Below are 22,787 nucleotides of genomic sequence, written 5' to 3'. Positions count from 1 at the left end.
CAAAAGTGGCTGATAGCTTTGTTCCTTACCTCGGGTTTTTCGATTTTCATTGAGTATTAGAAGAAAGAGCTACTTTTCCAAGCAGATTTGTTATAATTAACCTAATAGAAAAGAAGGTGATTCTATGAAATTAACAACTTTAGGTTGCTGGGGAGCCTACCCCTACCAGGACGGTGGGACAACCTCCTATCTGGTGACCGGTCATGACGGTTTTCAACTGCTCATGGATGCAGGGAGCCGAGCTGTGACCGAGCTGGAAAAGGAAATCAGTCCGCTGGATTTGGATGCGGTCATCATCAGTCACTACCATCCCGACCATGTGGCTGATTTGGGCGTGCTGCGTCATTATTTTCAACTCTACCCCAAGCATCTTTGGGAACCTAAGGTCTTGCCAATCTACGGCCACGACGAGGATAGCTATGAATTTGCCAAATTGACCATGGCTGGCGTTTCCCGAGGTCAGGCCTATGACGTGGCTGGAACCCAGCAAATCGGTCCCTTTGACATCAGCTTTATCAAGACAGTTCACCCAGTGCCCTGTTATGCCTTCCGGATATTAGAAAGAGAAACTGATCAAGTACTAGTTTTCACTGGTGATACGGGTTATTTCGATGGTCTAGCTGATTTTGCCAAGGAGGCCGACCTCTTCCTAGCCGATGTTTATCTTTATGAAGGTAATGAAAATCATCCAGCCCACCTGACTTCTAAAGAAGCTGGCCAAATTGCCCAAGAGGCGGCGGTTAAGAAACTCGTGCTGACTCATGTTCCCCCTCTGCCACCTCAAGGAATTGATTCAGATCATCATTTGGAAATTCTTCGCGAACAAACCCAAGGTTATGCCGGAGCTATTCCCGTAGAATTGGCCCAACCCCACAAATCTTGGAATCTGGGAGCTAACTGATGGCGGACTTCACTCACGACCAAAAAAAAGCCTTCATGCAGGAAGCCCTCAAGGAAGCCCAAAAATCCTTGGCCAAGGAAGAAATTCCCATCGGCTGTGTCATCGTTAAGGACGGCCAGATTATTGGCCGAGGCCACAATGCACGTGAGGAGCTCAACCAAGCTATCATGCACGCTGAGATCATGGCTATCAATCAGGCCAATCAGACTGAAGGCAACTGGCGGCTTTTGGACAGTGCCCTCTTTGTCACCATTGAACCCTGTGTCATGTGCAGTGGAGCCATTGGCCTAGCTCGCATTCCCCAGGTCATCTACGGAGCCCCCAATCAAAAATTTGGGGCAGCCGGTAGTCTCTATGACATTCTGACCGACCAGCGACTCAACCACCGTGTCCAAGTCGAGACTGGCATCTTAGAGGCCGACTGTGCCAAAATCATGCAAGATTTTTTCCGAAATCGGAGGAAGCAAAAATGAAGCAAAAAAAGAACCACATCATAATTGCAAGTTGCTTCTTGCTTTTAAGTTTTCTATTTGCCCTATTTTTAGTCAAAAATATCCCTTTTCAAACCTGGGCCTTTGAGCGTCATCAGAATTTGCTGAGCTGGTATATCCGCCCTGTTCTGATTGTTCCAATCATGTATTTTTCTTACAAGAGACAGATTGTCGGCGTAACAGCCAGCATTTTTGCGCTCTTGACCAGCATGATTTGGTTTCCAGTGCCGAGCGAAACGCCTGCCTTGGTGAGGGAGTTTTTGACCGATGAGCGCCAGTTTTTGCAAGCGACTTGGGGCGTGAAAGAATATCTCTTCGCCTTTCTCGTCGTCAGCTTTTTTGTCCTTATCGTGCGGGCAACCTGGCTGCATAGCTGGAAGTTGGTCGGCTTGATTTTGATTGCGACGGCCTTTTTGAAAATGATTTGGTCTTACTTAGATAGCGGCAATGCGGGCTTGACTATTGCTTTACCTGCAATGCTGGGTTTGATTATTTGCCTGCTCGTTGTGGCTTTTTTGAAAAGGGAAAAGTAAGGCTTGGCTTCTTTTTCATTTTATGTTATAATAGCGGCGGAGCAACGGTTCTGCGTGAAGTGGGTCAGGGGAGGAATCCAGCAGCCCTAAGCGAGTGTGGATTGTGTGCTCTTTTTGCGTATAGAAAATAAACCCTATGAAATCAAGGTTTCTCAGGGGTTTATTTATCGCAAATACTAAAAAGGTGCAAAAATTTTACAAATTTAGATGATTAAGTTTATTAGTAATGTCTTTTTCCATTCTTCTTGTTGACGGCAATGGCTCAAAAATTGATTCTGACAGGATAGCGTGTTTGACAGTGTATGTTGATGAGTGATACAATACAGGTATAAGGATAGATGAGGTGATTGTCATGTCAACAATAGCATTTCGGGTTGATGATAAATTAAAAAAGGAAGCAACTGAGCTTTATAAGGAGTTAGGACTGGATATGACCACGGCAATTAAGTTGTTCTTAACTCAGAGCGTTAAAACTCGGAGTATTCCCTTTGAAATTAAGGATCAGACTTTTGATGATTTGCTGAATCAGAAACTAGCTGATTTGATTTTGGAAAATGCAGAAGCCGTTAAGGATATTGATTTAGACAAGCCTGAAGATAGAGCCTTTTTATTTGATGAAGATTTCTCTGAGTATGAGGATTCGTACCATGAGGCTTGAAGAATATGAGATAGCTTTAGCTAGGGTTGTTTTTCATGATAAAAGTGGGTCAAAAATTCGTCCAATTTTAGTCATTCGGCATAGTGATAATGCGGTTTTTGCATTATCAGTAACTAGTCAATATCAGTCTAAGTCAGTCTCGATTAGGCAGAAGTATTTTAGAATTCTAGATTGGGTAGAAGCAGGTTTGAAGAAGCCTTCCTGGGTTGATACGATTACTGTTTTGAAGTTTCGGGCTAACACCTTAAAAGATTTACGAGTGATTGGTGAATTGACCCAGCGTGATAAAATTCGGTTTGTAAAATTTTATAAGGAGGCTTTTAAAGAGAAAGACTCTTAGTATTGTGGCTTTAGGAGTAGAGACCCTAGTTTGGTAGCCAGCATCCATAGATTTTTAGGAACCAATGCCAGTGTGACTTTTGTCAGTTTTCTGAAAAGGCCCGAGATGTTTCCGAACTACTATTAGAAGAGGGGAAGGATAGTTATGACAGATAAGGAGTTAGAAAATTTGCTTGTGACGAAACTTGAGGGGGAGAAAATTGATTTTTCCAATCTAAGTGATCTTGCTGAATTTTTCGATGAAGATTTTCCAGAATATAGGGATATTGATGTGACGGGTAGTTGATGGCTTGCGACGATATAGTATTTTTGTAGCTAATTATCCAATCGATGATGGGGCTAGAATAATTGAATAATAAGAAAAAGCGACTAGATTTGAGCCGTTTTTTATTGCGCTTGTATGTGTTATAATAATTGGGCAATGCTTACCTCAAGCAAATTTTTGCTAGGGAGGGGTGTTCTGCTAATGAGCCAATCCTTGGAGCTCTTACTCGCTATTGTAGTCAATGTAGTATCTGGCCTATTGCTTTATGACATTGACAAGTGGCTGGATGACAAGGACAAATAGTATTGTCAGCCTACAACACCCGTTAATCTTTTAAAGAACGTAAAAAAATCCCTCAACTACAGCAATAGTTGGGGGATTTGGTGTTCTAATGGACCAATCCTTAGCATCTATATTATAATGTCTGAGATTTAGTTTGCCAAATATACCGTTTTAATTAGTTTTGGATTGTATCATTCAAAAGCGATCATGACCTGGTGGGGGAAGCTGACGGTGTAGAATTACTTTAGCCCTTATACTCTTCAAAAATCAAAATTATCCATCGTTAACTCACTTTGCCGTAACTGCTGGAGAGCGGGACAAAAATCGTGATTTCGGAGAAATCGATTTTGTCGTCCCGCCTCCGCACAGTTGATTAGGATGGCCGTTATCACTTGTCTAGCAAGGGATAAGGACCTCCAATCAACCACTGCGTCAAGATGTTTGATAGTAAAAAAGTAAGGAGTTAAGGACTTTTGTCCCTAACTCTATTTCCAACCTCGGTCCCCCAGACCTTTTGAGCTACCTGCAGTTCATGCGATGCGGAGCAAAGTTGGTCGATTTCACCAACTTTGTGAGGTTAGTAAGGGAGCTAGGCAATCGCTATGGAGATTGCCGTTTGACATCAGTCACTTTAGTGACTTGATGTCATTGCTCCTTGCCTCGGCTATTTTTGATTTTTATTGAGTATTACTTCCCTCCAGACTGTTCATTCTCTAAGATAGGCCTGTTACTGGGATTGATTGTTACTGGCTTTTGCTTCTTAAGCTTACCATCAAGGGAATTTTGTCCCCAAAAGTGAAGTTGTCAACAAGCTTATCTCCAGTAGCTATCAATACTCGTCTCCTTTATTTTACACGCTTGTTACCGTTTTCCCGATTTCACTAAAAAGGTTGAAAAATCACCCATAAAAGAGTAAACTATATAGGAATATTGTTTAAAAAGGGAGTACCATAATGGGACATATTAAATTTGATTATTCAAAAGTACTAGATAAGTTTGTTGCTGCTCATGAAATTGACTTTATGCAGGCACAGGTTTCTAGTGCAGATGAAATGCTACGTAAAGGAACAGGTCAAGGTTCAGATTTCCTGGGCTGGCTTGATCTACCAGAAAATTACGATAAGGAAGAATTTGCCCGCATTCAAAAGGCAGCCGCTAAGATTCAATCAGACAGCCAGGTCCTCGTTGTTATTGGTATCGGAGGTTCTTACCTCGGTGCCCGTGCCGCTATTGATTTCTTGAATAGTGCTTTTGTTAATTTAGAAGCGAGCGACAAGCGTCAGGCTCCGCAAATTCTTTATGCTGGGAACTCGATTTCATCATCGTACCTGTCAGACTTGGTTGACTATGTTCAAGACAAGGACTTCTCCGTTAACGTTATTTCTAAGTCAGGAACAACAACTGAACCAGCCATCGCCTTTCGTGTCTTCAAGGAACTCTTGGTTAAGAAGTATGGTCAAGAGGAAGCTAACAAGCGTATCTATGCTACAACAGACCGTGTCAAAGGGGCTGTCAAGGTTGAAGCAGATGCCAATGGTTGGGAAACCTTCGTCATTCCCGATAATGTCGGTGGTCGTTTCTCAGTTCTGACAGCTGTTGGTCTCTTGCCAATTGCGGCTTCAGGAGCAGATATTACCAAGTTGATGGAGGGGGCTAACGCTGCTCGCCAAAACTACACTTCTGACAAGATTGCTGAAAACGAAGCCTACCAATATGCAGCTATCCGTAACATCCTCTACCGAAAAGGTTATGTGACAGAAATCCTGGCCAACTATGAACCATCTCTCCAATACTTCGGTGAATGGTGGAAGCAATTAGCTGGTGAATCTGAAGGTAAGGACCAAAAAGGCATCTACCCAACCTCAGCTAACTTCTCAACCGACCTCCACTCGCTGGGACAATTTATCCAAGAAGGTTACCGTAACCTCTTTGAAACTGTTGTTCGTGTTGATAAGCCACGCAAGAATATTACTATCCCAGAACTTACGGAAGACTTGGATGGACTTGGTTACTTGCAAGGTAAGGATGTTGACTTTGTCAATAAGAAGGCTACTGATGGTGTCCTTCTAGCTCACACTGATGGTGGCGTTCCTAATACCTTCGTCACGATTCCAGAGCAAGATGAGTTTACGCTTGGTTACCTCATCTACTTCTTTGAATTGGCCATCGGTCTTTCAGGTTACCTCAATGCCGTTAATCCATTTAACCAACCAGGTGTTGAAGCCTACAAAAAGAACATGTTTGCCCTTCTTGGTAAGCCAGGCTTTGAAGAACTTTCAGCTGAGTTGAATGCACGCTTGTAATCATAAAATCTAGAGAAGACGGCTCGCCAATGGCGGGTCTGTTTTTCTCTAGCTCTTAATAAAGCAAGCCAGAATGGCGAAGCTGAATTTAGAGCTATTGATGCAGTTAGAGCGGTAGCGATAACTACGTTCCTGAATTTCTTAGCGAAATGAGGTAGCAATGCCAAAGTTGAGCTTAGGCACATTGACCCAGTTAGAGCGGTAGCGAGAACTAGGTTCCTAAATTTTCTTAATGAAGCGAACCAGAATAGGAAGCTGAATTCAGAGCTATCATGCGGTTTGAGCAGAAGCGAAAACTACCTTTCACAAATCATTTAATGATATTGACATAATTTAGAAACATTTATATACTAGGTGATGTAAGAAGACTTATCAAGATGGGAGAGAATTTAGCATGGCTAAGAAAAAAATTGGAAAGATAGATATCGTTAACAAGGCCTTGAACATCATCCCGGATACTACGGAAATATTATCAGATACCATAAAAAGCACGACCCCCTTGGTTGAAAAGGCTATGGATAGGCGTTTTGAGAGTCAACAACAGCTAGTTGATCTACCTAATTTAATTGATTTAAACATATCAGAAGCCAAAGAAACACTAGAAGAACTTGGATTTAAGGTTGTTACCATTGCTGCAAAGGCAGATAAGAAGTTCAGTAAAAACAAGGCAGAAGGATTAGTAAAAATGGAGCCCAAGCCAGGAAGAGTAAGGCAGGGGATTGTTGTTAAATTATATTATGTGACGGAAGAAATCGTAGAAGAAAGCAAGAATTTACGTAGTAATACTCCTAATATAAAAAGCCTGATTAAAAGTCTTCCTAAGCGAAATCCAAAAATTAGCAAAGAGGAGTAGATTTTTCCTGACATAAGAAAAGTTCCCAGTGATTTTCACTAGGGAACTTTTTCGCTCCTAGTATTCCTTCATCGTATGCCGTTTTCCTGCAGCAATAGCATCGCTCTCTTTCATCTGAACAACACGGCTTTTGTTAGTATTGGCGGGCATATTATCCATTGAGTACCAATAAACGTCAGCCGTCCCATCACGGGCAACATAGACTATGCGGTCTTGCTCTTGAGGAGTTCCGCCTTCGTCAGGAGTTTGAGGGGCAGGTTGGGGTTGGCTAGATGGTTCAGATTGTACAGCAGAGGAACTTTCTTCTGTTGAAGTGGTTGAAGACGGTTGCGTTTGTTCGGAACTTTTTGAGACTTCAGTTGTCGATGAAGAACTATTAGACGATGTAGATACTTGTTCGGTTGTTTGGGTCGTTGAATGACTACTTGAAGTCGAATCACTACTACAAGCGCTAAAAGTAATGATGGCAAATAAGCCAAATAGAATATAAATGATTTTCTTCATAGAATTCTCTCCCAATAGATTGCGAAAACGTTTACAACAACATTATACAAACTTTGGCAGTGGGGTGCAAGAGGAATTTTAAAATTTACAGAAAAATCTTAGACTTTTTATGACTAATAAAAAGCCACCTCGAAGACTCAGCTTCAGGGTGGTTTATAATCATTTTAAGAGTTCATGATTGAATTGGACAACCTCTTATTTTCCTTCTTTCCCAGCCAATTCTTGACCCAGGTGGATGATGTAGTCCTTGAGATCATCCTTGACTTGGGGATGTTGGAGGGCATAATCGATAGAGGTCTTCATAAAGCCGAACTTGTCACCGACATCGTAGCGTTTCCCAGTAAACTCCCGAGCGAAGACCCTTTGGGTCTTGTTGAGGGTATCAATGGCATCGGTCAGTTGAACTTCATTGCCGGCTCCTGGCTTTTGTGTTTCTAGAATTTCAAAAATTTCTGGGGTCAGGAGGTAGCGACCAATGATGGCCAAATCACTCGGAGCATCTTGGGGATCTGGCTTTTCCACAAAGGTTTCTACAGAGTAGAGGCCGTCATGGCCTTCGCCTTGAGGAGCGATAACACCATAGGCAGAGACCTCATCGTGAGGTACAGGCATTACAGCAATGGTAGAAGCGTGCGTTTCCTTGTAGTCATTGATGAGCTGCTGAGTCAAAGGAACAGCCTTGTCATCGGTAATATCCATCAGGTCATCGCCCAGCATGACGACAAAGGGCTCATTGCCGACAAAGGCCTTAGCTTGCAAAACAGCATCTCCCAAGCCACGAGGGTGACTTTGGCGGATAAAGTGGAGATTGATGGCAGTTGTATCATTGACCAGCTTGAGCAGGTCGGTTTTGCCCTTTTGCTCCAAATTGTATTCCAATTCGAAGTTGGAGTCGAAGTGGTCTTCGATCGAGCGTTTTGCCTTACCGGTCACGACTAAGATGTCTTCAATCCCTGACTTGAGAGCTTCTTCAACGATGAATTGGATTGTTGGTTTATCCACAATAGGCAACATCTCCTTGGCCAGAGCCTTGGTAGCTGGCAAGAAGCGGGTTCCCAAACCGGCTGCTGGAATAACGGCTTTTCTAACTTTAGTCATAGCGTCTTTCATTTCCTTCTTATTTATTCTATAAATCAGTCAGTTCCTATTATACAGGAGCTGACTGTTTTCTTCAACGAGCTTATTTCTCTTCTTCCTGCCACTCGTTTTCTGAGCGGAGTTCATTGGACATCATATTGAGGATGGATTCCTTAACGTTGGCTCCCTCATAGATGGACTTGTAAATGGCGGTTGTGATTGGCATATAAACACCTAGTTGTTGAGCCAGTTCATAGGCCACCTTGGTGGTTGAAATGCCTTCAATAACCATGCCCATATTGCGTTCCACATCTTCCAGCTTTTCTCCCCGGCCCAAGGCATCTCCAGCCCGCCAGTTACGAGAGTGGATAGAGGTTCCTGTCACAATCAAGTCGCCAACACCTGATAGTCCACTGTAGGTCAGTGGGTTAGCTCCCATTTTTACTCCCAGACGGGTAATTTCTGCCAGACCACGAGTAATAACGGCAGCCTTGGCATTGTCACCATAGCCCATACCGTGCAGAGCTCCGGCCCCAACTGCAATGATATTTTTCAAAGCGCCAGCTGTTTCTACGCCGATAACATCTTGGTTGGTGTAGAGGCGGAAGTAGTGATTGCTAAAGAGGGATTGGACATATTTTGCAGCCGTCAGGTCCTTAGAAGCCGCCGTAATCAGGGTAATGTCACGAACAATGGTTTCTTCGGCATGACTGGGTCCAGAAACGACCACGATATCGCTGCGCAAATCAACAGGAATCTCTTCTTCCAAAACGGTGGAGAGGCGCTCATGAGTTCCTGGCTCCAAGCCCTTGGAAGCGTGCATGATGATAACCTTGTGGTCAAGAATTTCAGCCACCTGCTTGGCTACCAAACGTGTCACCTTGGTTGGCACAACGAAGAGAATGGCGTCAATACCAGCCAGGGTCTGTCCCAAATCCTTATAGGCCTTAATTGTGTCATCCAGCACCACATCCTTGAAATAGCGGGTATTGGTGTGTTTGTCATTGATTTCATCAATTTGTTCAGGGATATTTCCCCAAATGCGGACCTCGTGCCCGTTGTCATTAAGAACCTGAGCCAGGGCAGTCCCCCAAGAACCCGGTCCCAAAACAGCAACCTTTTGTTTTGTCATAATAGGTCTCCATATCACATAATATCGTTTTCATTATATCATAAATTGAAGATACAAAGGGCGTCAAAAAGGCGTATGATTTTAGGAACTGGCCGAACCCCCCTGGTTTTTCAGGACAGTTATCTAAATCACTAGACTTTTGGCCCGCGTTCAGTTCAGCAAGATGTGATCGAGCAAAGTCAAATCAAAGAGCTTGGGACAAAACCACATCCAAGCTCTTTTCGGAAGCCAAATAGGAAAATGAGAGAAAATCCTGATTTTCATCATTTTATGATTTGACACAGCCTTTAGGGCGTGCGCGAATGAATAGTTTCGCAATTTAGTAAGCCTACTACACGACAATAAAACAACTAAAGGTATTGCTTTATCTGAGCTGGTCAGGGATAGAGGAAACTGCGAAAATGTTTTTTGTAGCCACCTTATACTCTTCAAAAATCAGAACTATCCATCGTTAACTCACTTTGCCGTACTTACTGAGGAAAGCAAAGCTTTCCCTATTTCCAACCTCAAAAGGTTTCCCAGACCTTTTGAACTGTCTTCAGTTCGTGCGACGCGGAGCAAAGTTGGTCGATTTAACCAACTTTGTGAGGTTAGTAAGGGAGCTAGGCAATCTCTATAGCGATTGCCGTTTGACATCAGTCACTTTAGTGACTTGATGTCATTGCTCCTTGCCTCGGCTAAATTCGATTTTTATTGAGTATTAATAAAACTTTATTGAAATTACCGACTGACTTTATCCGCAGTATCTTGGTATTGACCATTATCTTAGTGTATAATAGAAAACAGTAAAAATGGATGTGAGGTTAATCATGGCAAAAATTCGTGGCTTTGAGCTGGTCAGCTCCTATGACAATCCAGACCTTCTCCCCAAGCGAGAGACAGCTCATGCGGCTGGTTATGATTTGAAGGTAGCGGAGGCTATCCAAATTGGGCCTGGAGAAATTGTCCTTGTACCAACTGGTGTCAAGGCCTATATGCAGCCAGGAGAGGTTCTCTACCTCTACGACCGCTCTTCTAATCCCCGCAAGAAAGGCTTGGTTCTGATTAATTCGGTTGGCGTTATTGATGGTGACTACTACGGCAATCCCAACAACGAGGGCCATATCTTTGCCCAAATGCAAAATATTACGAATAAACAGGTGAGCTTAGAAGTTGGTGACCGGATTGTCCAGGCTGTCTTTGCCCCTTACTTGGTGGCGGATGGTGACCAGGCGACGGGAACTCGCACGGGCGGTTTTGGCTCTACAGGGAAATAGGTGAGAGAAATGGCAGACTATCTATTGGTCATTGATATGCAGGATGATTATGTCGGTCCAGGCAAGCTTCATTCTGACCCAGCCCTGGTTCAGGCGGTCAATGCTAAGATTAAGACCTACTCTCCAGATAGGGTTATCTATATTGTCAATCGCTTTTTCTGGGAGTTTGGCCGTCAGGGAAAAAAGCTGATTGGCCCCATGCTAAAGGCTTCCAATCAGGTCTTTGAAAAAAATCGAGCCTCCTGCTTCACCAATCCTGAGCTCTTAAAATTTTTAAGGGCCCATCAGGCTCGCTCCCTTGAATTTATTGGTGTGGATGGCAATTGCTGTGTTAAGCATTCGGTGCTGGCCTCAGCCAAGTTGGGTTTTCAGACGACCGCAGACCTATCCGCCATTGGCGTTTCTTGGAAGAAGCTTTTCCAAAAGACCAAGAAAAAATGGGCAGCAGCCGATGTTACCATTATAGGAAGGCAAGGATAAAATGAGAGGTTAGAAAGACTAGTCTCTCAATTTTCAAAACTTGGCCGTCAAGTAGTAGTGGCCTGAGCTGGTCTTCTTATCCAAGTCTCTTATACTCTTTAAAGTTCAAAACTTGCTATTTTTAGCTCTAGCAAAGACATAGCTCGTTAAAAGGTTTAGTTTTTTAGCTGATGACGGAAAGATAAAATGATACTTTTGCCAAAGTGGTATTCTAAGCAACAAGCACAGTTGTTGCTTAGAACGGATTTTTCGAGACCTAGGCTCGAAAAATAGCAATGAAACTCCGTCAGGAGGTTGCTTGCGTTCGCACTTTTTTAGAAAGTATCAAAATTGAAAATTTTGATGTTGAATGAGTATTAAACCAATCATGGAAGAAAAGGAGTTTTATTATCGCTAAGCAAAAATCAACCTTTGTCTGTCAGGAATGTGGCTACAATTCGCCCAAGTACCTAGGCCGTTGTCCCAACTGTGGCTCCTGGTCCTCCTTCGTCGAGGAAAAGGAAGTCGAAGAAGTCAAGAATGCCAGGGTTTCTTTGACAGGTGAAAAAACCGAGCCAACCAAATTAAAGGATGTCTCTTCCGTTGATTACACCAGAACTAAAACCGATATGGATGAGTTTAACCGTGTTCTTGGCGGCGGTGTCGTGCCAGGCAGTCTGGTCCTTATCGGTGGGGATCCCGGTATTGGGAAATCCACCCTACTCCTGCAAGTCTCCACCCAGCTGGCTAATAAGGGAATGGTCCTCTATGTTTCTGGGGAAGAATCTGCCGAGCAAATCAAGCTTCGTAGCGAGCGACTAGGTGATTTTGACAATGAGTTCTATATCTACGCGGAGACCAATATGCAAAATATCCGCACGGAGATTGAGCGCCTGCAGCCGGATTTTCTGATTATCGACTCCATCCAGACGGTCATGAGCCCTGAAATTACCAGTGTTCAAGGGTCAGTTTCCCAAGTGCGGGAAGTGACGGCTGAGCTCATGCAGCTGGCCAAGAGTAATAACATTGCTACCTTTATCGTCGGGCACGTGACCAAGGAAGGGACCCTAGCTGGTCCGCGGATGTTGGAGCACATGGTGGATACAGTTCTCTATTTTGAAGGGGAACGCCACCATACCTTTCGAATTTTGCGGGCGGTCAAAAATCGTTTCGGTTCCACCAATGAAATCGGGATTTTTGAGATGCAAACAGGTGGTCTTGTCGAGGTCCACAATCCCAGCCAACTTTTCTTAGAAGAACGCCTGGATGGGGCAACAGGCTCGGCCATTGTTGTCACCATGGAGGGGACCCGGCCGATTTTGGCAGAGGTGCAGGCCCTGGTTACGCCGACCGTCTTTGGTAATGCCAAGCGGACTACGACAGGTTTAGATTTCAATCGGGTCAGCCTGATTATGGCCGTCTTGGAGAAGCGCTGTGGCCTGCTCCTGCAGAATCAGGATGCCTATCTCAAGTCGGCTGGTGGAGTCAAACTAGATGAGCCAGCTATTGACCTAGCGGTGGCAGTTGCCATAGCCTCCTCCTACAAGGAAGCACCGACCAATGCTCAGGATGCCTTTATCGGGGAAATCGGCCTGACAGGGGAAATTCGTCGGGTCAATCGGATTGAACAACGCCTCAATGAGGCTGCCAAGCTGGGCTTCACTAGGATTTATGTCCCTAAGAATGCCCTCCACGGCATTGAGATCCCTAAAAGCATTGATGTTATCGGAGTTTCAACAATCGGGGAAGTATTAAAAAAAGTATTTCAAGTTAAGGATGAGAGTCGAAATAGTTTAAACTCCGTAAATAGTTAAGGCAAATGTTGTCAACAAGAGGTAGCAATATAACTATCGTAAAAGCTGAGAGAAAGTTTCAGCTTTTTTTTGCTGTCAACTAACTTGACAAGACTGTCAACTTAAGGCAAATTACGCTAACCGCTCAAGTTTAAATTTCTCAAAGAAAGGCTGTGGTATCAGTATGTAACAAAAGACTTGCTTGGCTTTCATTCCCTTTTTAAGTAGACTGAAAGTGTCAAGGGAGCCCCTTACCCAATTTAATTGTATCTATTTAGAAAGAAGGATCTACCTATGCAAAAAAGAATGAAATTGTGGTATATTGCCCAATACCTTGTTTTTATAGCAATTTTAACCTTTGCCAATCTAATGGCTGAGACCATGAAGAATCTTCCGATATCGCTGGTCCTTGGCTTTATTATGCTGACAGGAGTGACTCTAACCCTGCTAGAAAAGGAGCCTACCAAGCCCGTTTTAGTCTTTCGCTGGTTTGAAGCTCTAGCTTACCCTGTCAGCTTAAGTCTAGTCTCTAGTTTTTTGAGCCAAAAAATAGAGAGTATTCCTTTTGCTCTGTTTTTGGCCATCTATCTTTTGGTAACAGCCTTACCAGTTCTTTATAGCCTGCTACCAATCTTCAAGTCTGTTATCAACCGAATCCTATTTAGCGTTCAGTGGTTTTTTATAGGAGGGGTGCCATCAATAGCACCGCGCCTAAAAGTTCCCCACCCTCTTTTACGTCCTCTCTTCACCAGTGGCTTCTGGGGAAGTCTAGCTGCGGCTGTTTTTGCCCTTGCTTTAATGAGAAGTTTAGGATTTAGTTTTTATGACTGGAAACCTACAAGGAAACTGTCAGTTCTCACACTCAGTTTTATAGGGATCTTTGCTGTTTATTTTACCCTCTTCAATGCTTTTTCTATAGATAATAATTGGCTGGATACTCTGTTTGTTTTTGATTTTAGTAATTTTAAACCGACTCCCTATTTATTTTGGACAGCAGTGAGGGCGGGAGTTTTTGAAGAGATTCTCTGCCGCTACATCTTTCTCTTATCCTTCCTTTATATTTGGCGTCATCAGAAATATCAAATTAATCTAGCTATTTTAGTCAGTTCAGCTATCTTTGGTCTGCTTCATATCACTAATCTCATGGGAGGTCAGGATTTGATAGCGACTCTGAGTCAAGTTATTTTTGCGATTTTAATAGGATTCCTGCTCTCTAGTATCTATCTCTATACAGGGAAACTATGGACAGTCATTCTCTTCCATATTCTCATTGATGTTTTTGCCTTTTCAAGCACGGGCTCTAGCATGATGGAAGCCATGTCTATTAATGATTTCTTCACCCCTTACAATATTTACATGTCCCTTTTTCTTCTGCTATTTTCTGTTTGGATGCTGACAGGGAAACGTAAAAATATTATCCGTACCAATGTGCAACATTTGTTTGAACAGAAAAAATCCGATCCTAGCTGAAAAGTTCGCTCCTGACTCATCAATGGAATGAGGGCAGTCAGCAAGCAAAATGACATTGACACTGCCCTGTAAAAATGATAATTTTGGTCTACACAAAGAGTCTAAAGGAGCTAAGATGAAAATAGGAGAGCGTTTGAGACAGGCTAGAATCAATGCGGGCCTTACCCAAGAAGATGTCTCTAAGGAATTATTTGTCACCAGACAGACCGTGTCACGCTGGGAACAAGAGAAGAATCTTCCCAATCTTTATGTCTTACAGGACTTAAGTAAGCTTTATGAGGTTGAGGTAGCATATTTTTTGACAAAAGAAGTAGAAAATCAGACAGAAAAGAAAAGTCAAATAAATTTTTATGCGCTGTTTGGTGTCATTTGTTTTAATGTTTTTTTTGCCAGTTTCGCCTACCTCGTCATGTTGGCCTTTCTGTTTACTCTTTGGATTGCGGCTGTTTTCTTTATCTGCATCCCAATGATAACAGCCCTTTTGGACTTAAGATCTCAAGGTCAAATTAAATTTCATTTTTTTATAGCAAATAAGGAGTTTAACCCAGGGCACCCTTACTTCAATGCTTTTCTATTCGCAATGACAGGCTTAATTTTGTTGCCCCTCCTCTTTTTGCTTACCAGAAAAATCTTTCGACTTACCAAGCGATATGTCCGTTATAATATCAAAAGTATCCGCACTAGTATCAGATACTAGAACTGTAAACTATAGTGGAGACTTAATTGAGGAACAACTTTTTGGTCATGAGTAATCGAGAAGATTTTGCTTAGAGTTTTATATATGATTTACTAAGACTGCTGTGTTTGCGGGTAAAGGCTGAACAAATTGATTAGTCTGAAAAAATCAATAGTAACTGTGCGGAGGTGGGAAAGAAATGGCTTGAAAATAGACCAATTCTTCTACGCAAGGCTTTAGGTAACCAGTGCCACCTAAGAGTTAGTAAGTGAGGTAACCAGTTCGCTCTAGAGATTGCCGTTTCATCTCCCTCCCTCGAACCTTGAAATTAGGGAGGGAGATGAATTGATTGCTTCGAAATCATGATTTGTCTCACTTTTATATAAGTGAATGTCAGGCAAGCACCTTGTCCGCACCAGCCATTTTTTCTTTATGAGCATATGTTATAATGGGTGTATGAAACGAAGACAAGAACATGATGATATCGTCTATGGGCTTCACGCCACGGTTGAAGCCCTAGAGGCCAATACGGGCAATAAGCTCTATATTCAAGATGACCTTAAAGGCAAGAATGTCGATAAAATCAAGGCACTAGCGGCTCAGAAAAAAGTAGCCATCTCTTGGATCCCCAAGAAAAGCTTGTCCGAGATGACCCAGGGAGCCGTCCATCAAGGCTTTGTCCTAAGGGTTTCTGAATTTGCCTACAGCGATTTGGCGGCCATTTTGGCTCAGGCAGACCAGGAAGATAATCCCCTGATTTTGATTTTGGATGGTCTGACCGATCCCCACAATTTAGGGTCCATCTTAAGGACGGCTGATGCGACGGGCGTAGCTGGTATTATTATCCCCAAGCACCGAGCTGTCGGGGTCACCCCAGTCGTTGCCAAGACCTCAACGGGAGCGGTGGAACATGTCCCCATCGCTCGAGTGACCAACCTCAGCCAGACCTTGGACAAGCTAAAAGAGGCTGGTTATTGGATTTTCGGTACCGATATGGACGGCACTCCAAGCCACAAGTGGAATACAGCTGGCAAATTGGCTCTCATTATTGGTAATGAAGGTAGGGGAATTTCTGCCAACCTCAAAAAACAGGTGGATGAAATGATTACCATTCCCATGACTGGTCACGTGCAGAGCCTCAACGCCAGCGTGGCAGCAGCTGTCCTCATGTATGAGGTCTTTCGCCATAAGCTCTAAGTGGATTTGATTTAGTCGGTTGGAAACAGTCGGTCAGATGAAACTGAACCAAATAAGACGACTTCCTCGTACATAGCCTTCTGAACTTTTGGTCTTGAGCTAGCCGAGCTCAGCTTCCTGGCTTGATAAGATGAGTTCTTCTATCCTTAAGCATAGGCCACTTGCTGGTCTTTTATACTCAAATGAAAAAGTCGTAGCTGATTGCCTATGATTTAAGGGATGCGTTTCTTGCGGTTTACTGCGCAAGTCCCCGTGATTTTCCCCAAGGAGTCCTGCTATGAAAAAGAAAATTCTTCTGGTTGATGGTTACAATATGATTGCCTTTTGGCAGGAAACCTATCAGCTCTTCAAGACCAACCAGCTCGATGCAGCTAGAAATATCCTCCTGCGAAAACTCAGCCACTATGCCAGTTTTGAGGATTTGGAGATTATCTGTGTCTTTGATGCTCAGTATGTTCCAGGTAGCCGTCAAAAGTATGAGGATTATGCCTTAACCGTTGTCTTCACCCAGGAAGATGAGACAGCAGACTCCTATATTGAGCGAACAGCTGCCGAGCTCAACAGTCCCCTCAACCGGGTTGAAGTGGCTACTAGTGACCTCAATGAGCAATGGACGGTCTTTTCCCAAGGGGCCTTACGGGTTTCTGCCCGGGAGCTGGAGGAGCGGGTCAATGTGGTTAAGTCAGATTTGGACAAGATGTCTAAAAATATTGACCTCTACACGCCCCGTCTGTGCTCACTTGATGATGAGCAACTCGACCAACTTCGCTCCTATCTGGAAGATCTTTAAGGAGCTCTCCCCAAAATCGAAAGTTCAAGCTAATCAGCTTTCTGATCCTAGATAGAAACGTTTTAACCCCTTTGGGAGCCTCGTAAGTGAGTTGAGCCAACAAGGCCTTTTACCCCTTAAAGGTCAGTCCGTCCAGACTCTTACTTATAAGGATAAAATCATTTACAAATAGCTCAAAGTCGGTTATGCTAGTCTTTGGAGAGAGAAGCATCATCATAATTCTTTGACAGTCAAACGATTTCTCTGCTTGGGATTATTTTTGTTTGTCAAGGATTTCTAGAAAAATGGAGGTTGGCATGACATTTAAAATCATTACAGATTCGACTGCCGATTTAGACGAAAACTGGGCCCAGACCCAGGATATTGATATTCTCGGATTAACCATTACCTTAAACGATAAAACCTACCCCACGGCCGGTCCCGACAGGATGACTAGCGAGACCCTTTTGCAGGCCATGAAAGAGGGTGGAAAGCCGACGACCAGTCAGGTCAATGTTGGCCAATTTGAGGCCAGTTTTAAAAAATATGCTCAAGAAGGACGACCAATTCTCTATCTGGCCTTTTCATCGGTCCTTTCGGGGACCTATCAGTCCAGCCAGATTGCCAGGGATTTGGTCCTAGAAGACTACCCAGAGGCCATTATTGAGATTATTGATACAAGGGCAGCGGCTGGTGGCGAGGGTTACCTTTCCATCTTGGCGGCTCAGATGCGAGATCAGGGGGCTAGCTTAGAGGAAGTCAAGGCCAAGATTCTTGATATTCTACCACGCCTGCGGACCTTCTTTTTGGTGGATGATCTCTATCACCTCATGAGAGGAGGCCGTCTATCTAAGAGCTCTGCCCTGATTGGTAGTTTGGTCAATATCAAGCCCCTACTCTGGTTGGATGCCGAGGGTAAACTGGTTCCTCTGGCTAAATTACGAGGGCGCAAGAAGGGTATGAAGGAAATGCTGACCCAGGCTACAAGGGATGTGGAAAACAGCACAGCCATTGTGGCCTATGCCAATGACCAGGCTAGTGCTCAAGACCTCAAGGCCAAATTGTTGGAGAATCCCGCTATTTCGGAGGTTCTCATCCTACCGCTGGGGCCTGTTATCTCAGCCCATGTTGGCCCTAACACCCTGGCTATTTTCACCATTGGCCATGAGCCACGCTAAATTACTCTGTGCTAGGACTGATAAGCTGGTCTCATCATTAGCTCTGCCCTTTTTTACTGCCCCATGGCAGGTTAATCAATGATATAAATTCCCAGCTCTTGAAGGTAACCTTCAGGAGTTTATTTTTGCTTTTCAAGAAAATGGTCTTGATGAAGCCAGCTGGCTGTGTTACCATGGTACAAAATATTTAATACTCTTCAAAAATCAAAACTATCCCACGGATAAAGTCACTCTATAGTTTTTAATTAGAGTGACTACGAAAACTACGATTGTAGTTTTCTATATCCCTGACTAATTTCATAAAAACTGTAATATTGACAGTTTTTACTCCATGTCGCATCGTTAACTCACTTTGCCGTACCTGCTGAGGAAAGCAGAGCTTTCACTATTTCCAACCTCAAAAGGTCTCCCAGACCTTTTGAGCTATCTGCAGTTCGTTGCCTTGCCTATTTTTGATTTTTATTGAGTATGAAACTTCACTCTAGGAAAGGAAGTTAAGATGAAATTATTTTTAGAAAAGCTCAAATGGCTTGGTCTAGCCGTCGGCTTCTTTCTGGCAGAACAGCTTGGTAGTATGATTCTCTACTTTAGTTCGGGCGTCCAGATGTCAATCAAATATGGTAGTAAAGCCCAGGAAAAAATCAGGGCTGGGCAAATTCTACCACCAGGTCCACTTGGTATTACTTTCGCCATACTGGTGTCCTTGGTGATTCTAGTCTCAGTAGTCTGGCTCCTCTACCATTATGGCTTTATCAAGAAAGTTCAACCAAATTGGAAGATTTTAATCTTTGGTGTTCTTTTTGCCTACCTTCTTATCTATGGTTTGGATAATATTGGAAGCTGGTTAATGAGTCTTCAGGACAAGTCCGATACCTCTAACCAGAAGGCCCTAGAAAGCTTGGTTCATCTTTTCCCAGCTTACTTTATGTTTATCGACTTGGTTATTCTTGCCCCCATTATTGAAGAGCTCATTTTTCGTGGTTTTATCCAGCAAAAATTCTTCAAAAAACCTTGGCTGGGCTATCTCATGAGTTGTCTGCTTTTCAGCCTAGTCCACACACCTGATAGTTGGGGGGCCTTCTTTACTTATGCTTCCATGGGAGCAGTTATCGGCTTCTTTGCCTTTAAATTTAAACGCTTGGAATATGGTATTGCCCTCCATGTCCTTAATAACTTTATTGCCTTCTTGTCAATATACCAAATGATTGGTTAGCCTTATACTCATTGAAAATCAAAACTATCCCTTGTTGACTTCGACTGGCCGTACTTCTGGGGGAAAACTGCGTTTTCCTCATAGTTCAGTCTTCAACAGTCTAGTGGACTGTTGAAGCTGCCTACGTCTCGTCGCCTAGGCTAGATTGATTTTCTTCGAGTATTGGTAGGCAAAACTCATAGAATTTATTTTAGAAAAATTCAAATAGCTGTTCTTGTCTTTTCTCTTGCTGGGCTGCATTTTGACAAGTATCTTGTTTGGCCTCTTTCATGTTCTTAAAACCTGAGGAGAAGCCCTAATCTACATCGGCGGAGGCTTTATTTGTAGTTTCTTTGCCTATCACTATAACGTTTAGAATATGGACTGGCTCTCCCTACTTTAGTCGATATAATCGCTCTTTTAGGATTTTCTCAGCTTTTCAGCTAAGAAATTTTAGCTGGCAGAGCTATTAGATTTGACAGTTCAACTTTTTGATTGCGAAAGGAATATTATGCAAAAAGTATTAGACAAACTTTCTTGGCTTCTCTTGGCCTTCTTTATCTTTTATCTGGATTTCAGTCTTCAAGGAGTCCTGCTGGTTAGAAAGAATCTCCGCCACATTGAGGCGGATGTGATGGCCAGTCTCGGCTTTATTCTTGTTACCATCTTCATCGTTCTCCTGCTACGCCTGCTTAAGGAACCCCTCTCCTTGAAACCCCTAGCCACCACAAAATTTGCCCTCTATTTTACAGCCTTTCCTGCTGTCATGGTCATCAATGCTATCGGTGGGCTTGTGCGCACTCTTTTAAGCAACGCAACCACCAGTGCCAATCAGTCCGCCCTCAATAATTTGGGCATGCCCTTTTATTTGTACTTCATTATGGCTGTGGTGTTTGCTCCCATTGTTGAAGAAACTATTTTCCGTAAATGCCTTCTGGAGAAGGTTTTTGGCTTTGATGGCTGGGTCAAATGGGTTGGCTGGATTGTAACCGGCCTCCTCTTTGGCTATATCCACCTCTACACAAATCTTAGTGATATTGGTGGCTGGATTTCTTATGGAGGAATGGGCTTGGTTTTTGGCTTTGTTGCTATGCAATCCAGGCGTGTTGAATACAGTATAGCTATTCACATGATAATGAATGCCTTTGTTGTTCTGATAAGCCTGCTGCAATAGCTTGCGTAAGGGTTGGGAAAGATGAAGACTTGTGACCGCCTTTTCTAACCTGCTAAGAGTTAAAAATCCCGTTCTGGGAGTGAGACAGACGCCCATGAGGGCCGAGCCCTCACCCGCAAAAGCATAAAAGAAAGACGAAAAGCCCTCATTTCTGGGGGCTTTTCTAGCTATAAAAAGGAAAATTTCTGATAGCTTGTTTACCAGATACTTGAAGAAAATCAAAAGCAGCCTAGGCGACGAGACACAGGCAGCTTCAACAGTCCAGTGGACTGTTGAAGACTGAACTATGAGGAAAACGCAGTTCTTCCCCAGAAGTACGGCCAGTCGAAGTCAACAAGAGATAGTTTTGATTTTCAATGAGTATTAGAGTTCCTTGGCCCGAGCAATCGTGGTATCAATACTGGAAATGACAGAAGCACTCAAGCCAGTCTTTTCTAAATCGACCAAGCCTGCGATGGTTGTACCGCCAGGACTGGAAATCTTATCAATCAAGTCGTGGGGGCTATCCTTTCCTTGGCTGAGATTCTGGGCACTTGCAAGGACAGTTTGCGTCACAATATCCAGAGCTTGGCTTTTAGGCAGACCGTGTTTGACACCAGCCAAAGCTAAGGCCTCTATGAAGAGGTAAATATAGGCTGGGCCTGAACCAGTCAAAGCTGTAAAACTATCAAAATCCTTCTCAGCAATATCAAAGGTCGAACCGAAACTGTCAGTGATGGTCTTAGCCAAGTCCAAGAGTTGGTCATCCACATGCTGATTCCTACAGATGGCTGTAGTGCTTTGTAAAATTTGAGCATTGATGTTAGGCATGATCCGAATCAGGGGGAGGCTGGAGTTGGTCATCCCAGCTAAACGCTCTAGACTGACTCCAGCTGCCATGGATATAATGGGCTGATGGAAGTCCAATTGTTCAAGAACGGCAGGCAAAACTTGAGGTTTCACACCCAAGACAACTAAGTCAGCCTCAGCGACCAGATCACTTTGTTTAGCCAAAGCCCTGACACTCAGGTTTTCAGCCTGACGGGCTGTTTTTTCGGGATCATGTCCCGCCACTAAAATCTCAAAATCCGTTTTTTCTAGGCCCTTGATGATGGCTGTCGCCATCTTTCCTAGGCCGATAAATCCAATTTTCATAGCTGTTTAACCAAGACCTCGCAAGTTTGCCGCTGAACAGGCGGCTAGGCCGGCGAAGTTCCTTTCTTTAATAGTTTTTGATGAGGTCGACCGTTGAGCGGTCCAGTTTTTTGAGGATGGCTTGCAAGAAGGCCTGAGCTTGATAGAAGTCATCCATGTTATAGAGGGTTTGGTGCGAATGAATATAACGGGCACAGACACCAATGGTGGTCGAAGGCACTCCGCTGTTTTGCAGATGAGCAGCCCCAGCATCTGTTCCTCCCTTGGCTGCATAATACTGGTACTTGATGCCAGCTTCTTCGGCCGTTGTTAGGAGGAAGTCTCGCATATTGGCCAGCATGACATGACCGGGGTCGTAAAAGCGAAGTAGGGTACCATCGCCGATTTTGCCCTGATCACCGTAAACATCGCCAGCAGGCGAACAATCGACCGCAAAGAAGAGTTCAGGGTCGAATTTGGTCGTGGAGACCTGAGCCCCTCGCAGACCGACCTCCTCTTGGACATTAGCACCAGCAATCAGGGTGCTACCCAGTTGTTGGTCTTTCAGATTTTCCAGAAGCTGGGTGACCATGAGAATGCCAAAGCGATTATCCCAGGCCTTGCTGATGACATTTTTCTGGTTGGCCGTTAGGACGGCCTGACTATCAGGAACAATGATGTCCCCTGGTCTGATGCCAAAGCTTTCAGCTTCAGCTTTATCCCCAAAACCACCGTCAAAAATAATATCAGCGACGTTTGGCAGGCTGGCTTGTCCATTTTGCCCCCGCAGGAAGTGCGGGGGTACCGAGCCTGAAATAAGGGGCAGGTTCTGGCCTGAATGAGTTATCAAGTTAAAGCGTTGCGAAGAGAGGACTAGCGGATTCCAACCTCCGATAGCCACTGCCCGCAGGGTACCGTCTTCCTTAATCTCGCTAACCATAAAGCCAACTTCATCCATGTGGGCTGCCACCATGATCCTAGGAGCATTGGGGGCTGAACTTTCCTTGATACCAAAGAGGCCTCCCAGTCCATCGGTTTCAATTCTGTCAACATTTGGGGTAATAGCCTGACGCAGATAGTCTCTCACCTGACTTTCATGGCCGGCTAAGCCCTTAAGACTGGTTACTTCCTGGATTTTACTAAATAAGTCTGTCATTCCATCCTCCCTTTCT

The 22,787-nt window shown here is 43.8% G+C and carries 23 protein-coding genes and 1 other RNA gene; 19 read left to right on the top strand and 5 right to left on the bottom strand.

What is annotated here, in order from left to right; all coding sequences use genetic code 11:
• Window positions 1–124 precede the first annotated feature (124 nt).
• The 9 genes from DYE66_RS00950 (at window position 125) to DYE66_RS00915 (ending at window position 6,625) form a co-directional block, all read left to right on the top strand.
• Window positions 125–901 (top strand): MBL fold metallo-hydrolase, encoded by a 777-nt coding sequence (locus DYE66_RS00950; protein ID WP_115324796.1) that lies wholly within the window; start codon window positions 125–127, stop codon window positions 899–901.
• A complete protein-coding gene (tadA, locus tag DYE66_RS00945; RefSeq protein WP_115324794.1) occupies window positions 901–1,374 on the top strand; it encodes a tRNA adenosine(34) deaminase TadA in 474 nt (157 codons plus the stop codon). Before DYE66_RS00950 ends, tadA begins: the two co-directional genes overlap by 1 nt.
• Window positions 1,371–1,925, top strand: coding sequence for a hypothetical protein (locus DYE66_RS00940; RefSeq protein ID WP_019788720.1), 555 nt, complete (start codon window positions 1,371–1,373; stop codon window positions 1,923–1,925). Before tadA ends, DYE66_RS00940 begins: the two co-directional genes overlap by 4 nt.
• 28 nt (window positions 1,926–1,953) lie before the next feature.
• Window positions 1,954–2,051: signal recognition particle sRNA small type (gene ffs, locus DYE66_RS00935), an RNA gene on the top strand.
• 226 nt (window positions 2,052–2,277) lie between these two features.
• Window positions 2,278–2,583, top strand: a complete 306-nt coding sequence (locus DYE66_RS00930; RefSeq protein WP_002998638.1) for a type II toxin-antitoxin system RelB/DinJ family antitoxin — start codon at window positions 2,278–2,280, stop codon at window positions 2,581–2,583.
• Complete coding sequence (locus tag DYE66_RS00925) at window positions 2,573–2,923, top strand: hypothetical protein (protein WP_115324792.1); 351 nt, start codon at window positions 2,573–2,575, stop codon at window positions 2,921–2,923. The genes DYE66_RS00930 and DYE66_RS00925 overlap by 11 nt, the downstream gene beginning before the upstream one ends.
• 144 nt (window positions 2,924–3,067) lie before the next feature.
• A complete protein-coding gene (locus DYE66_RS10800) occupies window positions 3,068–3,208 on the top strand; it encodes a hypothetical protein (RefSeq protein ID WP_002998700.1) in 141 nt (46 codons plus the stop codon).
• Between the two features lie 1,214 nt (window positions 3,209–4,422).
• A complete protein-coding gene (locus DYE66_RS00920; protein WP_002998928.1) occupies window positions 4,423–5,772 on the top strand; it encodes a glucose-6-phosphate isomerase in 1,350 nt (449 codons plus the stop codon).
• A gap of 394 nt (window positions 5,773–6,166) precedes the next feature.
• Entirely contained in the window at window positions 6,167–6,625 is a 459-nt protein-coding gene (locus DYE66_RS00915; RefSeq protein ID WP_115324790.1) for a PASTA domain-containing protein, read from the top strand.
• 57 nt (window positions 6,626–6,682) lie between these two features.
• On the opposite strand, the gene DYE66_RS00910 is transcribed toward DYE66_RS00915, so the two are convergent.
• From DYE66_RS00910 to DYE66_RS00900, 3 genes are all read right to left on the bottom strand, one after another.
• Window positions 6,683–7,129 (bottom strand): hypothetical protein, encoded by a 447-nt coding sequence (locus tag DYE66_RS00910; protein WP_115324788.1) that lies wholly within the window; start codon window positions 7,127–7,129, stop codon window positions 6,683–6,685.
• A 195-nt stretch (window positions 7,130–7,324) separates the two neighbouring features.
• Window positions 7,325–8,227 (bottom strand): UTP--glucose-1-phosphate uridylyltransferase GalU, encoded by a 903-nt coding sequence (gene galU / locus DYE66_RS00905; RefSeq protein ID WP_002998597.1) that lies wholly within the window; start codon window positions 8,225–8,227, stop codon window positions 7,325–7,327.
• Window positions 8,228–8,309: 82 nt separating this feature from the next.
• Entirely contained in the window at window positions 8,310–9,338 is a 1,029-nt protein-coding gene (locus DYE66_RS00900; RefSeq protein ID WP_115324786.1) for an NAD(P)H-dependent glycerol-3-phosphate dehydrogenase, read from the bottom strand.
• A gap of 809 nt (window positions 9,339–10,147) precedes the next feature.
• Between DYE66_RS00900 and DYE66_RS00895 the strand changes: the two genes are divergently transcribed.
• From DYE66_RS00895 to DYE66_RS00850, 10 genes are all read left to right on the top strand, one after another.
• Window positions 10,148–10,594, top strand: a complete 447-nt coding sequence (locus DYE66_RS00895; RefSeq protein ID WP_002998986.1) for a dUTP diphosphatase — start codon at window positions 10,148–10,150, stop codon at window positions 10,592–10,594.
• Window positions 10,595–10,603: 9 nt separating this feature from the next.
• Window positions 10,604–11,074, top strand: coding sequence for a cysteine hydrolase family protein (locus tag DYE66_RS00890; RefSeq protein ID WP_002998764.1), 471 nt, complete (start codon window positions 10,604–10,606; stop codon window positions 11,072–11,074).
• Window positions 11,075–11,463: 389 nt separating this feature from the next.
• A complete protein-coding gene (gene radA, locus DYE66_RS00885; protein ID WP_115324784.1) occupies window positions 11,464–12,867 on the top strand; it encodes a DNA repair protein RadA in 1,404 nt (467 codons plus the stop codon).
• Window positions 12,868–13,140: 273 nt separating this feature from the next.
• Window positions 13,141–14,316, top strand: a complete 1,176-nt coding sequence (locus DYE66_RS00880; protein WP_115324782.1) for a CPBP family intramembrane glutamic endopeptidase — start codon at window positions 13,141–13,143, stop codon at window positions 14,314–14,316.
• A gap of 49 nt (window positions 14,317–14,365) precedes the next feature.
• Window positions 14,366–15,013, top strand: coding sequence for a helix-turn-helix domain-containing protein (locus DYE66_RS00875; protein WP_241208449.1), 648 nt, complete (start codon window positions 14,366–14,368; stop codon window positions 15,011–15,013).
• 435 nt (window positions 15,014–15,448) lie between these two features.
• Window positions 15,449–16,189, top strand: coding sequence for a 23S rRNA (guanosine(2251)-2'-O)-methyltransferase RlmB (rlmB, locus tag DYE66_RS00870; protein ID WP_002998827.1), 741 nt, complete (start codon window positions 15,449–15,451; stop codon window positions 16,187–16,189).
• Window positions 16,190–16,466: 277 nt separating this feature from the next.
• The gene (locus tag DYE66_RS00865; RefSeq protein WP_002998604.1) at window positions 16,467–16,979 is read left to right on the top strand and encodes an NYN domain-containing protein; all 513 of its coding nucleotides are present in this window, start codon (window positions 16,467–16,469) and stop codon (window positions 16,977–16,979) included.
• Between the two features lie 296 nt (window positions 16,980–17,275).
• The gene (locus DYE66_RS00860) at window positions 17,276–18,136 is read left to right on the top strand and encodes a DegV family protein (protein WP_002998845.1); all 861 of its coding nucleotides are present in this window, start codon (window positions 17,276–17,278) and stop codon (window positions 18,134–18,136) included.
• A 499-nt stretch (window positions 18,137–18,635) separates the two neighbouring features.
• Window positions 18,636–19,349, top strand: coding sequence for a CPBP family intramembrane glutamic endopeptidase (locus tag DYE66_RS00855; protein ID WP_002998583.1), 714 nt, complete (start codon window positions 18,636–18,638; stop codon window positions 19,347–19,349).
• 490 nt (window positions 19,350–19,839) lie between these two features.
• Complete coding sequence (locus DYE66_RS00850; RefSeq protein WP_002998859.1) at window positions 19,840–20,502, top strand: CPBP family intramembrane glutamic endopeptidase; 663 nt, start codon at window positions 19,840–19,842, stop codon at window positions 20,500–20,502.
• 363 nt (window positions 20,503–20,865) lie between these two features.
• Here the strand turns inward: DYE66_RS00850 and proC are convergent, their stop codons facing one another.
• The gene (gene proC / locus DYE66_RS00845) at window positions 20,866–21,636 is read right to left on the bottom strand and encodes a pyrroline-5-carboxylate reductase (RefSeq protein WP_002998697.1); all 771 of its coding nucleotides are present in this window, start codon (window positions 21,634–21,636) and stop codon (window positions 20,866–20,868) included.
• A gap of 67 nt (window positions 21,637–21,703) precedes the next feature.
• The gene (pepA, locus tag DYE66_RS00840) at window positions 21,704–22,771 is read right to left on the bottom strand and encodes a glutamyl aminopeptidase (RefSeq protein ID WP_002998596.1); all 1,068 of its coding nucleotides are present in this window, start codon (window positions 22,769–22,771) and stop codon (window positions 21,704–21,706) included.
• Between the last annotated feature and the right edge of the window lie 16 nt (window positions 22,772–22,787).

It is taken from the genome of Streptococcus downei MFe28 (assembly GCF_900459175.1).
Classification (GTDB): Bacteria; Bacillota; Bacilli; order Lactobacillales; family Streptococcaceae; genus Streptococcus; species Streptococcus downei.
This window is presented reverse-complemented; position numbering and strand designations above follow the sequence as displayed.